16 protein-coding genes and 1 riboswitch are annotated in these 13,264 nt (G+C 48.1%); of the genes, 9 read left to right on the top strand and 7 right to left on the bottom strand.

Annotated elements, in window-relative coordinates; genetic code table 11:
- Positions 1–149 precede the first annotated feature (149 nt).
- The 3 genes from def (at position 150) to JNE38_RS15530 (ending at position 1,974) form a co-directional block, all read left to right on the top strand.
- Positions 150–674 carry a peptide deformylase gene (def, locus tag JNE38_RS15540; protein ID WP_203357364.1) on the top strand — a complete coding sequence of 175 codons (525 nt, stop codon included), beginning with the start codon at positions 150–152 and terminating at the stop codon, positions 672–674.
- Between the two features lie 27 nt (positions 675–701).
- The gene (locus tag JNE38_RS15535; RefSeq protein ID WP_203357363.1) at positions 702–1,715 is read left to right on the top strand and encodes a homoserine dehydrogenase; all 1,014 of its coding nucleotides are present in this window, start codon (positions 702–704) and stop codon (positions 1,713–1,715) included.
- 103 nt (positions 1,716–1,818) lie between these two features.
- Positions 1,819–1,974, top strand: coding sequence for a hypothetical protein (locus JNE38_RS15530; RefSeq protein ID WP_203357362.1), 156 nt, complete (start codon positions 1,819–1,821; stop codon positions 1,972–1,974).
- 57 nt (positions 1,975–2,031) lie between these two features.
- Here the strand turns inward: JNE38_RS15530 and JNE38_RS15525 are convergent, their stop codons facing one another.
- Positions 2,032–2,757 (bottom strand): CAP domain-containing protein, encoded by a 726-nt coding sequence (locus tag JNE38_RS15525; RefSeq protein ID WP_203357361.1) that lies wholly within the window; start codon positions 2,755–2,757, stop codon positions 2,032–2,034.
- Positions 2,758–2,764: 7 nt separating this feature from the next.
- A riboswitch (cyclic di-AMP (ydaO/yuaA leader) is annotated at positions 2,765–2,920 on the bottom strand.
- A gap of 145 nt (positions 2,921–3,065) precedes the next feature.
- Positions 3,066–3,407 (bottom strand): rhodanese-like domain-containing protein, encoded by a 342-nt coding sequence (locus JNE38_RS15520; RefSeq protein ID WP_203357360.1) that lies wholly within the window; start codon positions 3,405–3,407, stop codon positions 3,066–3,068.
- 438 nt (positions 3,408–3,845) lie between these two features.
- On the opposite strand from JNE38_RS15520, the gene JNE38_RS15515 reads away from it, so the two are divergent.
- Positions 3,846–4,049, top strand: coding sequence for a cold-shock protein (locus tag JNE38_RS15515; RefSeq protein ID WP_023556900.1), 204 nt, complete (start codon positions 3,846–3,848; stop codon positions 4,047–4,049).
- A gap of 140 nt (positions 4,050–4,189) precedes the next feature.
- Positions 4,190–5,008, top strand: coding sequence for a phosphotransferase family protein (locus JNE38_RS15510; protein ID WP_238933686.1), 819 nt, complete (start codon positions 4,190–4,192; stop codon positions 5,006–5,008).
- 162 nt (positions 5,009–5,170) lie between these two features.
- Here the strand turns inward: JNE38_RS15510 and JNE38_RS15505 are convergent, their stop codons facing one another.
- On the bottom strand, positions 5,171–5,611 hold the full coding sequence (locus JNE38_RS15505) for a hypothetical protein (protein WP_238933685.1): 441 nt from the start codon (positions 5,609–5,611) through the stop codon (positions 5,171–5,173).
- 125 nt (positions 5,612–5,736) lie between these two features.
- Here JNE38_RS15505 and JNE38_RS15500 point away from each other — a divergent pair, with 125 nt between their 5' ends.
- Positions 5,737–6,468: a 2-phosphosulfolactate phosphatase gene (locus JNE38_RS15500; RefSeq protein ID WP_203357359.1), complete on the top strand. Its 732-nt coding sequence runs from the start codon at positions 5,737–5,739 to the stop codon at positions 6,466–6,468.
- A gap of 80 nt (positions 6,469–6,548) precedes the next feature.
- The gene (locus tag JNE38_RS15495) at positions 6,549–8,141 is read left to right on the top strand and encodes a catalase (RefSeq protein WP_238933684.1); all 1,593 of its coding nucleotides are present in this window, start codon (positions 6,549–6,551) and stop codon (positions 8,139–8,141) included.
- Between the two features lie 66 nt (positions 8,142–8,207).
- On the opposite strand, the gene JNE38_RS15490 is transcribed toward JNE38_RS15495, so the two are convergent.
- Genes JNE38_RS15490 through JNE38_RS15475 form a run of 4 tightly spaced genes read right to left on the bottom strand, consistent with a single transcriptional unit; the run spans position 8,208 to position 12,267 of the window.
- The gene (locus tag JNE38_RS15490) at positions 8,208–9,305 is read right to left on the bottom strand and encodes a GerAB/ArcD/ProY family transporter (RefSeq protein ID WP_203357357.1); all 1,098 of its coding nucleotides are present in this window, start codon (positions 9,303–9,305) and stop codon (positions 8,208–8,210) included.
- A complete protein-coding gene (locus tag JNE38_RS15485) occupies positions 9,298–9,531 on the bottom strand; it encodes a hypothetical protein (protein WP_203357356.1) in 234 nt (77 codons plus the stop codon). The genes JNE38_RS15490 and JNE38_RS15485 overlap by 8 nt, the downstream gene beginning before the upstream one ends.
- A gap of 1 nt (position 9,532) precedes the next feature.
- The gene (locus JNE38_RS15480) at positions 9,533–10,738 is read right to left on the bottom strand and encodes a Ger(x)C family spore germination protein (protein ID WP_203357355.1); all 1,206 of its coding nucleotides are present in this window, start codon (positions 10,736–10,738) and stop codon (positions 9,533–9,535) included.
- Positions 10,735–12,267 (bottom strand): spore germination protein, encoded by a 1,533-nt coding sequence (locus JNE38_RS15475; protein WP_203357354.1) that lies wholly within the window; start codon positions 12,265–12,267, stop codon positions 10,735–10,737. The genes JNE38_RS15480 and JNE38_RS15475 overlap by 4 nt, the downstream gene beginning before the upstream one ends.
- A 169-nt stretch (positions 12,268–12,436) precedes the next feature.
- On the opposite strand from JNE38_RS15475, the gene JNE38_RS15470 reads away from it, so the two are divergent.
- Both JNE38_RS15470 and JNE38_RS15465 read left to right on the top strand, forming a co-directional pair.
- On the top strand, positions 12,437–12,742 hold the full coding sequence (locus JNE38_RS15470; RefSeq protein ID WP_203357353.1) for a YolD-like family protein: 306 nt from the start codon (positions 12,437–12,439) through the stop codon (positions 12,740–12,742).
- A 78-nt stretch (positions 12,743–12,820) separates the two neighbouring features.
- On the top strand, positions 12,821–13,114 hold the full coding sequence (locus tag JNE38_RS15465; RefSeq protein ID WP_203357352.1) for a hypothetical protein: 294 nt from the start codon (positions 12,821–12,823) through the stop codon (positions 13,112–13,114).
- The last annotated feature ends 150 nt before the right edge of the window (positions 13,115–13,264 follow it).

Below are 13,264 nucleotides of genomic sequence, written 5' to 3'. Positions count from 1 at the left end.
TCGTTTACCAATAAAGATAGCGCATCTACATGCATTTGTCACCCTTGCTGGGGATGATTTTTCAGATATATGCTCGGTTTCCCTTTGACAGATTCGAGAGGCTTTGCTACGGTGAAATCGTGGGAAAATCAGTGCGGGAGGGAATTGAAATGGCTGAAAGGATAATCGTTCGCTTGGGTGACCCGATCTTGCGTGAGCGATCAAAAGCAATATCTTCCATCACGCAGAACACGGAAAAGATTTTGAATGACATGGCGCAAACCATTTATGCAGATAAAGGGCGTGCGGGACTCTCCGCCATTCAAATCGGTATCGCCAAGCAATTGATTGTGATGGATTGCGGGGATGGTCTCATCGAATTGATCAATCCCGTTTTGCTGGAGAAATCCGGAGAGGAGGAAGGGCCCGAAGCGTGCCTGTCGATCCCCGGAGTGGTCGGTATCGTCAAACGTGCGACTTATGTAAAAGTGCAGACCCTCAACCGGGCAGGAGAAACGGTCATATTGGAAGCAGAGGATTTCCTGGCACGTTGCATCCAGCATGAAATGGATCATCTGCAAGGAATCTTGTTCATAGATTATGTGGATGAGCTGTACTCTGCAAAAAACGGTAAGAAACTAAAACCACAAGACGCGAATCCAATACTCATGCACCAGAGGAGATTGGTTCGATAAGCGTATTGCCAACAGGATGGATGACGGATGAAACAATGGAAAGTAGTGATTACAGGGTATGGCTCGGTAGGGAAGCAAGTAGCGAGATTATTGATGCTGCGTCAGGACCACTATCGAAAGCAGTATGGCATGGAAGTGATTTTGGTTGGAACTGCTCGTTCGACTCACGGTGTCTATGATGAGAAGGGGCTGCAGCCTTCAGTGCTTGAGGCGTTTGCTGCGGAAAAGAAAACGGGGGATATGCCATTTTCCGGTTCGGATTTTATCCGTTCCTGTCAAGCTGACGTCCTCATTGAAACGGGACCATCCCAATTTGAAACGGGCGGGCCCGGACTCGCTTACATACGGCATGCATTAGAAACTGGCATGCATGCGATCGCGGTGTCCAAAGGGGCACTGGTTGTTGATTATGCAGGTCTGTCCGCATTGGCGAAGCAGCATGGTGTCTCTCTCAAGATTAGCGGGGCGACGGCGGCTGCCTTACCGACCATCGATCTTTTGCAGTACAATTTGGCGGGTTGTGAAATTCAGGCGGTGGAAGGGGTGTTCACAGGGACGACCAACTTTGTCCTGACGAGCATGATGGACGAAGGCATCTCTTGCGAGGAAGCGATTGCGAGGGCGCAGCAGCTGGGAATTGCGGAGCCGGACCCGTCGTTTGATGTGGATGGATGGGATACTGCGTGCAAAGTAACCATTTTGGCGAACGCCGCTTTTGGGGCTCAGCTGACACTTTCAGACATCGCGAAATCAAGTGTGCGAGAAGTGACCCGTGAGCAAATCCAGCTATGGCAGCAATCCGGTAAGACACCAAAGCTGATAGGGAGTATTCGCCGCACTCCGGAAGGGCTCCGGGCTTCTGTGGAATTGCTGGCAGTTGACTCTGCGCACCCGTTTGCAAATGTAAAAGGCACGACAAAAGCGATCCGAGTGGAAACGGATGTCATGGGTGACCTGCTTGTCATTGGCGGGAAATCAGATCCCGTCGCAGCGGCTGCAGCAGCGCTGAAGGATTTGGAGCATATTCTCAGTCTGCAGTAATCACTGATTGGTTCACGCTCCCTCTTCCCATGGAGAATGAACGCCAAAGAGCGGTGTATACTAAAAGAGCAATGACTACTTGCAAGGCGAGGAGGAGCAGCCCGTGCCACAGCAAAACGATGTGAATGCTGAAATGCAGCAAGTATCTGCCTATCCGACGAAGCAAGAGATGCATCAAAAAGATGTAGCGCTCATGGAAGAACAGGATTGTGGCTGCACGTCTAAGCAATGCACGGACACTCAATCCAAGCAGGAATAGCAAAAACCAAAAAAGCCGGGCCCTCACTTGAGGTCTCGGCTTTCCCATACCATTTCATTATCCGATGAATTCTTGCACCCAATATCCATTCACAAAGCCTACACCAATTTTGGTGAAGGAAGGATTCATGATGTTTTGACGGTGACCTTCACTGTTCATCCATTGGTTCATGACTTCATCAGCTGTACGTTGACCCATTGCAATGTTTTCCCCAGCGGTCATAAAAGATACGCCGAATTGCTTCATCATGTCAAATGGAGATCCATACGTTGGGCTTGTATGGTCGAAGTAGTTGTTGTTGGACATGTCAACCGCTTTTGCTTGTGCGACCTTGTTCAGGGAAGCATCAAGCTGAAGTGGTTTCAGACCCGCTTTTGCACGCTCCTGGTTCACCAGATCAGCTACTTGCTTCACAACAGAGGAAACTTGTTGATCGGCTTGATTTGCAGGTTGCGGAGCAGCTGCAGGCTGCTGTTGAACCGGTTGCTGAACTGGCTGTTGTTGTACAGGTTGTTGCTGTACAGGCTGCTGTTTGACTGGAGCTGCGTATTGCGGCTGCACCGGCTGTTGCATGACTGGCTGATATCCAAATTGTGGTGTGAATTGCTTCATTTGAAGGATATATGGGAACCATTGGACTTGTTGCTGCTGTTGCACTTGGCTAGGCGCCCCTGCTTTCAGTGGGCAATTATACGCTGCCGCGGCAGAAGCTGTGTTTGAAAAGCCGGAAAGAGCAAACCCCAATCCCAAAGTCGCGATTGCAATCGTACCAAGGCGTTTCATATTCACATCGTCTCCTTTTTTTGGCCTACGAGGTTAGTTGACGGATTCGGATTGAGGAAACAACCCTACGCACTTTAGCGATTCACCCCATGCAGATCTCTCATCCGCAAGAAAAAGATCCCCCGCACTTCCATTCGAGAGGAAGTTTCGGCTGTTTTGTTTGGCATGAACCAGAATAACAGAGATCTATCGGAGAATGATAGGTGTAATATTTGGTAGGATTAATAGGATAAGAATCATAGAATAGAGAATACAGGTAGGAAGGAATAAGAAAAAATCCCTCTCGATTGATCGAGAGGGAGAAGTCATTAGCGGTTTTCTTTCAAATCGTTCCAAGCCGTCAATCCGCCTTCAAGTGCAAGGGCACGATATCCTTTTTCCCGGAGGAGAGCTGCTGCTTTTTGTGCCTTGTTGCCTGTGGTGCAGACCGTGATGATCGTCGCATCTCGGAACGTATGAGAGGTTTTTTCATCAAAGGGCTGATCTTGTTCCTTCATATGTACGTAGGGGGCGTTTTTGGTTTCGATTCCTTCTATGTGCAGACTTTCTTGTAGGAATTTCTCTTCATCTCGAACGTCAACCAGTAGTAGGTTGCTTTCTTCCTGGATGGTTTTGCGAAAAGTAGAGCAGCTGATGGTTTCCTTTTGCATGTGTGGATCACTCCTTTCCTTGATTGTAGCAGAAGCATAAGAGTAAGGGATAGAAGGTGTCTTGTTGCTTTTACTGGACAGGCATGGTAGAATGAGGTTGCTACTTGAAAATCCGATACGTAATATCCACGTAGAAAGTGGACACCTTACGTTTTTTATTTTTTGAATGCCCGATTCACACTGGCGCGGTCATCGGAGCCGCAAGGATGAAAGAGAGGCAGGGCTTTCGTTGTTTTTGGTTTTCAAAAGATGTACCTTGCCCGTTTTGAAGTTCCGTAATACGATTCTCACATATTTGAGAAGTAGGTATGGATTCACATATCATGAAGGCATATCACACGTATCGATAAGGGTATTTCTTCATGATATGTGAGCTTTATTTGCTTCGGTAAATATGACTAGCATATTCAAAATTGACTTTTTTGGAGGTTTTTTTTCATGCAAACGAACGGAACAGTAAAATGGTTTAACGCAGAAAAAGGTTTCGGATTCATTCAAGTAGAAGGCGGAGACGATGTTTTCGTACACTTCAGCGCAATCCAAGGTGATGGCTTCAAAACTTTGGACGAAGGCCAACGCGTTCAATTCAACATCGTTCAAGGCAACCGTGGCCCACAAGCTGAGAACGTAGTAAAACTGTAAGTCTCCCTTTAAAAAAACTGTCCGTTCGCGGGCAGTTTTTTTGTTTTCATCCATTGATGAGCCCTTGTATTCCTTTTTCTACCATTTCCGTGAGTTTGCTAGTATAATAAATGGTTGCCATGAGAAAGCGAGGGGAAAGCATGGAGGACTGGCTGCAAGCATTGATACATACCTCACCGAGTCTTCGAAATACGGAGAGGATCGAGCAAATCTTCAAAGGATTCTCTACAGATCTCAAATATCGCGTATACCTGTCTGACGGTACCCAGCGAATGCTGCGCATAGCCGACCGGACCGCATGGGAGCAAAAGAAAAAAGAATTTGCGATTCTAGAGGTTTTGAAAAAAATGGAGGTAAAGGCATCTTTACCCATGGAACAGGCCGTGTTGGAGGAATCGAATCATTGCTACATGGTCTTGTCTTATCTGGAGGGGGAGGATGCCAAGGACGCTTTGCCCGTTCTTTCTCTTGAGGAACAATATGAAATTGGGAGAGTAGCTGGAACTCAGCTAGCTGCCATGCATACGATCTGTGCGGAAGCCTCCGTTCCTGAATGGGAAGAACGCTGCTTGCTAAAACATGAGCGCTATGTAGAAGCGTACTACAATTGTGGATACCGAATTCCCCAAGCGGAAAAAATCCTGACGTTTATCGAAGACCATACGCGTTTGCTGCGCGACGTACCGAACCGATTTTTGCATGATGACTTTCATGTGGGTAACTTGATCGTTCATGAGGGAAAGTACGCCGGAGCGATTGATTTTAATCGGATGGACTGGGGAGATCCTGTTCACGATTTTACCAAGCTTGCTTTTTTTAGCAGAGAAACCAGCGTTCCTTTTTGTATCGGTCAAATCAGGGGATATCTTGAGCGAACGGGTGCCCCAGCGATGTTTTTTGGATACGATATGGTGTGTATACAGCGATGGCCATCTTCTCATCGATTGTGTGGACCTTGAGGGTGGTTCCCCATCAGATGAAGGAAATGCAGGAGCGGATTTCACGAGTTTGCCAGGACCATGAATATTTTGAGGAGATTGTTCCCAGTTGGTATCTAGCGGATTGAAAGAAAAAAGGAACTATGGCAAGGGCCACAATTCCTTTTCTCCATAGATTCTACATTAGAAACAGGTGTCAATCTTAACGCTTTGGAACTGGCTATCGAGTACAGAAAGACCATTGACTTGGCCTGCGCCGACTGCTGTGCGTGCGTAGGTGTTGAGGAGGACGTTGTCACTGTCAGGTTTGTTGTTATTGTTGTTGTTGGTGTAGTTTTTGTAGTTTTCGCAGTTGACAGTTACACGTACTTCATAGTGGAAGGATGCTGGGATAGTTGCATTAAAAGCGATGCGGGTGTTTCCGGCGATAGCTTGCGTCACGTCGAGGAAAGTGCTGACAGGGTTGGTTTGTGTTACGGCAGTCCCCCAGTTCAATACTTGTACGCGCACGTCAACTGCAGTACTGTTGAGGTTGAGCAGTTCGAGGTGAGCTGCGACGGCAACACCAAGGTTGTTTTGCAAAATTCCGGTTGTACGAAGTTCTTGCTGATTGTTGTTTCCCAATCAAGTTCACTCCATTCTTAGTATTTTAATCAGTGGGACATAATACTATATTTCACCTTGTCTTTATTTGTAACGGCGAACGTATTAGGACGAGTAACCATTTTGCTAGGGAGAGGCGGAATACGGTGATTAGTGCTGATGTATTTACACAGTCAGACTTTTCAGCAAGATTTGAATGGGGATACGAAGGGGTGGAATATGTCGGAAATGCCTCTGATATCGTGGTCATCGTGGATGTCCTTTCTTTTACGACGTGCGTAGATGTGGTAGTGGGACGCGGGGGAGTCGTATTCCCCTACCGCTTTAAGGATGATACGGCCCAATCCTTTGCGATGGAGAACAATGCAATAGTGGCTGGCAAGCGTGGAGAACCGATTTCCCACTCCCCAGCTACGCTTCGTGCCATCCCTCTGCATACACGGATCGTCTTGCCATCCCCGAACGGCTCCACTTGCACAGTCTTGGCGAAGCGAGGCGGCGGGACTGTGATCGCCGCATGTTTACGTAACGCATCTGCCGTAGCTCGTTATATCAACCGGCATGGCGGTAGCGTGACCATGATTGCGAGCGGAGAAAGATGGCCAAATGGAGCCCTTCGCCCAGCCATTGAAGACATGATCGCTGCCGGTTCGATACTCGATCAATTGACCTCACATCACTTATCTCCTGAAGCTAAAACCGCCGTAGCTTCCTATCGGATGGCCAAAAATGCTCTGCTGCCAACATTGGCCCAATCCGGTTCTGGACAGGAATTGATCAGCAAAGGATATGTGGAAGACGTCCATGTGGCTGCTGCCTACGATAGCAGTGAGTGCGTTCCCATCTTGGGAGAACAGATGGGCTATACTGCATGCTAGCAGCTTGTTTCTCTGCATAAAGAATTCCTCCGCCGGAAAACATTTACATGTACATGAATGTTTCACGGAGGAGGATAGGGATGGATATCAACAAGGGAAGCAACACCAACGACGGTGATGGAGAGCAAACGCTGACGAATCGACAAGGGCATCCGATAACCGACAATCAGAGCATGCGTACCGTGGGGAATCGCGGGCCGACCGTACTGGAGAACTACGATTTCCTGGAGAAGATTACTCATTTTGACCGTGAAAAGACGCCAGAGCGGGTCGTGCATGCACGTGGTGCGGGGGCGCATGGATATTTCGAAGCGTATGGGACGGTTGGAAACGAGCCTGTCTCCACTTATACGCGCGCGAAGCTCTTTCAGGAAAAAGGAAAGAAAACGCCTGTCTTCGTGCGTTTTTCTACAGTGATTCACGGTATCCATTCACCGGAGACTCTGCGTGATCCCCGGGGGTTCGCAGTCAAATTTTACACGGAGGACGGCAACTGGGATCTAGTTGGCAATAATCTCAAGGTGTTTTTCATTCGGGACGCCATGAAATTCCCCGATCTCGTTCACGCCTTCAAGCCAGACCCCGTCACCAACATTCAAGATGTGGAGCGCATTTTCGATTTTATCTCCAACACTCCGGAAGCGATGCACATGATCACCTTCCTGTTCTCTCCATGGGGGATTCCGGCCAACTACCGGCAGATGCAGGGCTCAGGGGTGAATACATACAAATGGGTCAATCAAGAAGGAAAAGCAGTGTTCGTGAAGTACCATTGGGAGCCACTGACACAAGGAATCAAAAACTTGACGCAAAAACAGGCAGAAGAGATCCAGGGGAAAAACTTCAATCACGCGACACAGGATTTGTACGAGGCGATCGAGAGAGGCGAGTATCCGGAATGGGAAATGTGCGTGCAGATCATGTCCGATGATGATCATCCAGAGTTGGACTTCGATCCGCTCGATCCGACCAAGCTCTGGCCTGAAGACCAATTTCCGTTTCTCCCCGTAGGGAAAATGGTGCTGAACAAAAACCCGGAAAACTACTTTGCAGAGGTCGAGCAGGCCGCTTTTGGAACAGGAGTGCTTGTGGACGGTCTCGATTTCTCCGACGACAAGCTTCTTCAGGGCCGGACATTTTCTTATTCGGATACGCAGCGCTACCGGGTAGGGGCGAATTACTTGCAGCTTCCCGTCAACGCACCCAAAACGCATGTGGCAACGAATCAGGAAGGCGGCCAGATGCTCTACAAGGTTGATCGCACCGAGCCTCACATCAATTATGAGCCTTCGACAATCGGTGGGCTGCATGAGGCCAAGCAGCATGGAAAAGATCATGAGCCGTATGTCGCAGGAAATATCGTACGTCAAAAAATCGATCGCACCAACGATTTCAAGCAGCCGGGTGAGCGTTATCGAATGATGGAGGATTGGGAGAGAGACGAGCTGATCGCCAATCTCACCAATGCAATGCTCAGCTGTGACCCGCGAATTCAGGAAAAAATGATTCATTTCTTTACCCAATGCGATATGGATTATGGGAATCGGATCAAAAAAGGCGTGGAGGAAGGAAAGAGCAAAAGCGACGGGATTGGCGGCCCCATGGGAGCGACCAATCCTGGGCAGGCCGTTCGTCAAGCAGAAAATGAAGGACATCCTGCTGATCCTTATTAATCAGATTCATGCCAGAAGAAAAACGCACCCGCCACCTTTGGCTTGTGCGTTTTTTATATGGTATTTTTAACGTTTGGCCCAAGATGCACGCACCCAGTCTGCTACATAATAAAGGACAGGGATGATCTCCGCTAGTATAAGGAGGCTGACCATTCCGTGAATGGTCAAATGGGCAAGCTCCATTTTCGATCGGGCCATGAATAACGATAGACCCACCATGATGGCGGTCATGGATAAAGTGAACGGCTTGTGATCATGTAAGGAAAAGCTGTGAGTCAGTGCAATCACCGCGATGTACAGGAACAAACTGATTTTGATAAATAGGCTTGTGAGCCACACCGCAATCAGAACAGGATCAAGATTCTCCAGAAATGAGCCGGCTCGGATAAAGCGAATAAGCTCTAATTCGGGGTAAATCAGGTCTGCTGTCAAATGGGGTCCAAATACGAGCAAGGTAGATATGAGGCTCGTCAGGATAATAAACAGTGAGGAGATGAGTGCCCATCCCAAAGATCGGATGGTTTTTTGTGGTTGCGCAAAATAAGGGATCAAAAACAGGATGAAGGACATTTCTCCAAATAAAGCTGTGGTAATATAACTCGCATTTCCGATGTTGTCCTGCTGGAAATGCTGAAAGAAAGCGATGGTCATCTGGAAGTTCATATCCCGTACAACGAATAGCGGGATCATCAACATGCCAAAGACGCTTAAGAAGAAGATCCCTTGCGCACACCTGAAGATGGTTTGCACACCTGAGCGGACAGCATAGGCGATACAAATGCTGATAAGTGTTGCGACCGCCCAATCAGGAGTCTCGGGAAGGTAAACCTCTACCAGGAAGTCCTGCAGCTCACGCAAGACAAATGCTCCGCTGAGCAAGCTCGTGAAGATCATGATGGCGATGAGAGGATAGTGCAGCCACCTTCCAACTATGAATTTGCCATAGACAGCAAAGGAGGCAGTGGGACGTTTGATGGCCAGCCGAAAGGAGAGATAGGTAATGACAAAGCCGCAAATAGCTCCCAAGCAGAGGGAGATCCAGGTAGAATATCCCGCCTCCGTCACCATTGTTGACAGGCGAAATCCAAGCACGGTGGTAAAAAGGTATTGGGTGAACAACATATAGATTTGTGATTGCGTGACTTTACCCTGCTCGTTATCCATTTTCGTCTCTCCACACAATGAACGTTTCGATCGGTTGAAAAAGAAACTCAATTACTTTGGCAAACTGGAAATCTTCCCGAAAATAATACAGAGCTTCAAAGCTGAGAAAGCAAAAGAGAAGAAACCCAACGACGATCCGTTTCGTTCGTTTTTTTCGATTTGCTTGCCGAAGATAATGCAGCTCATAGAAAAAGATGATTCCAAAGACAAAGGCTACGATAAACATGTCAACCCCCTGTTGATGGCTCTGTGGGATGAATGTGAACAGGGTTTTTATTGGTCCCTAGCCGTTTTACGGTGATTTTAACATGAGGGATGACCTTCACGTTCTCGCGATACATTTTCCGCCACCGTGGGGCCACTTCCTTCCACACGCTTGGGGCATACCAATCCAGGTAAGAACTGAATTGAAAGACATCCGCTCCGGCATGCTGCGAGCGCTCTACGGCTTTCGTCATCCGGATCTTAATCAATTCTTCGAGGCTTCTCTCCAATTTTTTGATCTGTTCCGGATCCTGCAACGGAAGGGTGGACTGCGAAGAGATCAAGGAAGCGTCCGCTTTGCAATGAATATGCATCGTGATTTGATCTCCCGCGATGACCGGTTTGATCTTGGAATGGGACTGGTTGATCATAAAATCGAGTGGCTTTCCATCTGTAGGAGCATTCACCGAAATTTCTGCGTCCCTCATTTTTCCGAGAATCCACATGGCCCCCCTCATTTCATAAGTCGTGAGAATATGAACTAGTTTTCCTTGCTTGAAGATAGCTGCTCCATCTGTTCCAAGCCAGTTTTGCACCTCGTTTTTTTCGCTGGGGATAGCTTTGGTTTCGATTTTCAGCATGGGTATGATCATGTCACCCCCGTAATAAGAAGCGACCAAACAATCCTTTGCGGTCGTATCGATCGTCACAAGCTGATTGCCATAGGCGAGCAAGATGTCTACGGGAAAGCGCTCAAAGATGATGGGAATCGTCGTAACTTCTTTGGCTTTGCCAGGTGCGATAAACAAATTGGTATTGATATGAAACCGAGGTTCACGAGAAATGAATTCCAGTATCTGGGAGATGCCGGCTTTTGCCAACTCCTTTCCGATTACCACTACGCTTGTTTGGCCAAAGGTGATCGTCCGAGATAAGTCGGATTGGATGAAGCGATACGCTTCACCGATGTCATGTCCGGTCTTGGTGATGGAAGTATAAGGCTTTCCGGTTAATTCACCGGTACCGCCTGACTGTCCTGGAATGAGGCGGTTCGGCAAAGGGAAAGAGAGGGTTATCTCGACCCCGTCTTTCACTTTATCTAAGAAAATGATGCGTACGAAACTGCGATTATTCAATTCTACGGACGACCAGCATCCCGTTAGTCCGCAGAAGGCGAGGACAGCAACGAAGAAAAGCGCGGCGGTTCGCCAATGTCGAATCGTACTCAATCGCCATCCTCCTCTCGCGTGCTCATGTTATTTCGCTGCCTGATCTTATTCATCCCTGCCGTGGATGGTCTTTTGCGCATGGACCACCACGGTGCCCTCACGTAGGTATCCTTGAGTTCACCTGGGATGAACGGTGTCATGGGTGCCAAATAGGGCGTGCCAAATGAACGTAAATTGATGAGGTGAATATAGATCAAAAGCAGGCCGCAAATGATGCCGAAGAGCCCAAACAACCCAGCAAAAATCATGATGGGAAACCGTAAAAAGCGAAAGGACAGGCCCAAATCATAGTGCGGGATGATAAAGGAAGCGATGCCCGTAAAAGATACGATGATGACCATTGCAGCGGAAACGATCCCCGCCTGCACGGCAGCGGTACCGATGATCAAGGCACCGATGATGGACACAGCTTGACCGATCGATTTGGGGATGCGTACGGCTGCTTCCCGCAAGGCTTCAAAGGAAACCTCCATGATGAAGGCTTCGATCAATGCAGGAAACGGAACGATTTCACGAGAAGCGGCGATGGTCATGAGCAGCTTAGGTGGAATCATTTCCGGGTGAAACGTCGTAATCGCAACATACACAGAAGGAAGCAGCAGTGAAATGAAAACAAACAGATAACGTATCCAACGAATCCATGTTCCTGCGATATACCTCTGGTAGTAATCCTCTGCTGATTGTAGCAGCATCCATAACGTGACGGGTGCGAGCAACACCATAGGCGTACCATCTATGATCATAGCGACCCGTCCTTCCAGCAGTGCTGCGGAAACGACATCTGGCCTTTCCGTATATTGCACCTGGGGAAAAGGAGAGAAAGGGGAATGGTCGAGAAATTCCTCGAGGTAGCTGCTGCCGAGTACCCCATCGATCTCGATGTTCGCAAGCTTCATCTTGACTTCATCCACCAGTTCCTTCTTGCAGATTCCCTGTATGTAGAGAATCATGACTTCGGTTTGGGTATGGGTGCCAAGGCGCATGGATTCGGTTTTGAACAGAGGGGTTTTCAGTCTTTTTCGAATCAGGGAAAGGTTGACTTCCGCATTTTCGATAAAGGCTTCTCGCGGGCCTCTGACGGTAGCCTCATTGGCAGGTTCATCGATGGTGCGCTGCTCCTGGGAGCCGAAAGGAAGCTGGATGATATTCTCCTCGCCATCAACCAGAAAAAGCACAGAGCCATCGAGCAAAGAGTGGAAGCCAGCACGCAGGCTGGTTATGTGATAATCAGAGACAGGCAGTTGTCTGCGCTCAAAGATTCTCTCGCGAAACTCACGGGAGCTCGTCTGCGAGAGAGTGAAGAGGGGACGTAGGAGCTCTTCCTGAAGCATTTGGATATCCACCATGCCTTGCAAATAAACCAGGGCGCATCGCTGCGAAGAACCGATCACGAATTGATGGTAAACAACGTCAAAGCGGTCCGTGAGTTGCTGGCGGAGCCATTCGATTTGCTCGTCAATGGAGGGTGTGATTGGATCAGATCCCCGATTGGTTTTGAAGCCTTTTCTGTTCCAAGCGATCTTTTTCATAAGAGCACCCTGATTTCCCAATGAATTCGTTTGTCGTATTTTTACACAATCTTCCTTGCATTATTCTTTTCGATAGCGCTACTCGTGCTACCGGGAATGATCCCCCTTGCGGAACGGAATCGATTGACGCATAATAGGAACATAAGTTCGTATTCGTGGAGGGTTGAGAATGAGCGAGAAATCTTCACATCACGCAGGAAGAGGCTACGAGGAGCTAGCATGTACATTGGTGCGGCGGCCGACGATAGAGGATGAAGACTTCGGGGAGATGTGTTTTCGAATCTATGACAGCACGCAATACAACTATCCCATTCAGGTACTATGGTTCGTCAGGGAATCTGGGTCTTTGGGCACGGTAGAATCAGCATGTGGACTGGTTCGGGAAATTGACGCCGAACAATATTTGGTCAAACTCGTCAACAAAGAAGATTCCCGATGGATCAAAGTCAAGGACATCGTAAGTGTGACGAAATGAAAGGATAAAAATCCGCATTGCTTATCCGCACCTGCGTTTTTCCTTCGCATAGGATGAAGGAAAAAGGTGGTGTAGAAGATGGGGTATTCACTGGCTGACTGGATGATTTACACGGTTTGGGCCATTTTTGGACTCATGATCATCGATTTTTTGATCGTACTGTTCCAGTCGTTTTGGCAAGGTTCCTTTCATCCCACTTTCATTCTTGGATATTTAAAAGATATACTCTATTACATCCTGCCGCTTAACATCCTGGTATCCATGTCCTCGATCGATCCGACTGGCTATGCCTTGTTGGTTTTTTACTTCATCGGCGGGCTTGCCGTTATTATCAAGTACGTGCTGGACATTAAAAGCAGATTTGCAACATAAAGGGTCAGCCTTCCTGTTTGGAGGGCTGTTTTTTTGATCCATAACCCATTTGGATGTGCTTATATTTTTGGTACCGAGACATGATTTGCTCGTCTCCTCGTATATATTTGTAAGGAATCACGGACACTTACGAAGCATCTCGCCTGGCAT

It is taken from the genome of Brevibacillus choshinensis (genome assembly GCF_016811915.1).
Taxonomy (GTDB): domain Bacteria; phylum Bacillota; class Bacilli; order Brevibacillales; family Brevibacillaceae; genus Brevibacillus; species Brevibacillus choshinensis_A.
Note: the sequence above shows the minus strand (reverse complement) of the source record. Positions and strands in the feature narration are given on the sequence as shown.

Bases quoted from the DNA above. Each gene is read 5' to 3' on its own strand.
- def (WP_203357364.1), top strand. From the start codon at position 150: ATGGCTGAAAGGATAATCGTTCGCTTGGGTGACCCGATCTTGCGTGAG.
- JNE38_RS15535 (WP_203357363.1), top strand. From the start codon at position 702: ATGAAACAATGGAAAGTAGTGATTACAGGGTATGGCTCGGTAGGGAAG.
- JNE38_RS15525 (WP_203357361.1), bottom strand. From the start codon at position 2,757: ATGAAACGCCTTGGTACGATTGCAATCGCGACTTTGGGATTGGGGTTT.
- JNE38_RS15520 (WP_203357360.1), bottom strand. From the start codon at position 3,407: ATGCAAAAGGAAACCATCAGCTGCTCTACTTTTCGCAAAACCATCCAG.
- JNE38_RS15515 (WP_023556900.1), top strand. From the start codon at position 3,846: ATGCAAACGAACGGAACAGTAAAATGGTTTAACGCAGAAAAAGGTTTC.
- JNE38_RS15510 (WP_238933686.1), top strand. From the start codon at position 4,190: ATGGAGGACTGGCTGCAAGCATTGATACATACCTCACCGAGTCTTCGA.
- JNE38_RS15495 (WP_238933684.1), top strand. From the start codon at position 6,549: ATGGATATCAACAAGGGAAGCAACACCAACGACGGTGATGGAGAGCAA.
- JNE38_RS15490 (WP_203357357.1), bottom strand. From the start codon at position 9,305: ATGGATAACGAGCAGGGTAAAGTCACGCAATCACAAATCTATATGTTG.
- JNE38_RS15485 (WP_203357356.1), bottom strand. From the start codon at position 9,531: ATGTTTATCGTAGCCTTTGTCTTTGGAATCATCTTTTTCTATGAGCTG.
- JNE38_RS15475 (WP_203357354.1), bottom strand. From the start codon at position 12,267: ATGAAAAAGATCGCTTGGAACAGAAAAGGCTTCAAAACCAATCGGGGA.
- JNE38_RS15470 (WP_203357353.1), top strand. From the start codon at position 12,437: ATGAGCGAGAAATCTTCACATCACGCAGGAAGAGGCTACGAGGAGCTA.
- JNE38_RS15465 (WP_203357352.1), top strand. From the start codon at position 12,821: ATGGGGTATTCACTGGCTGACTGGATGATTTACACGGTTTGGGCCATT.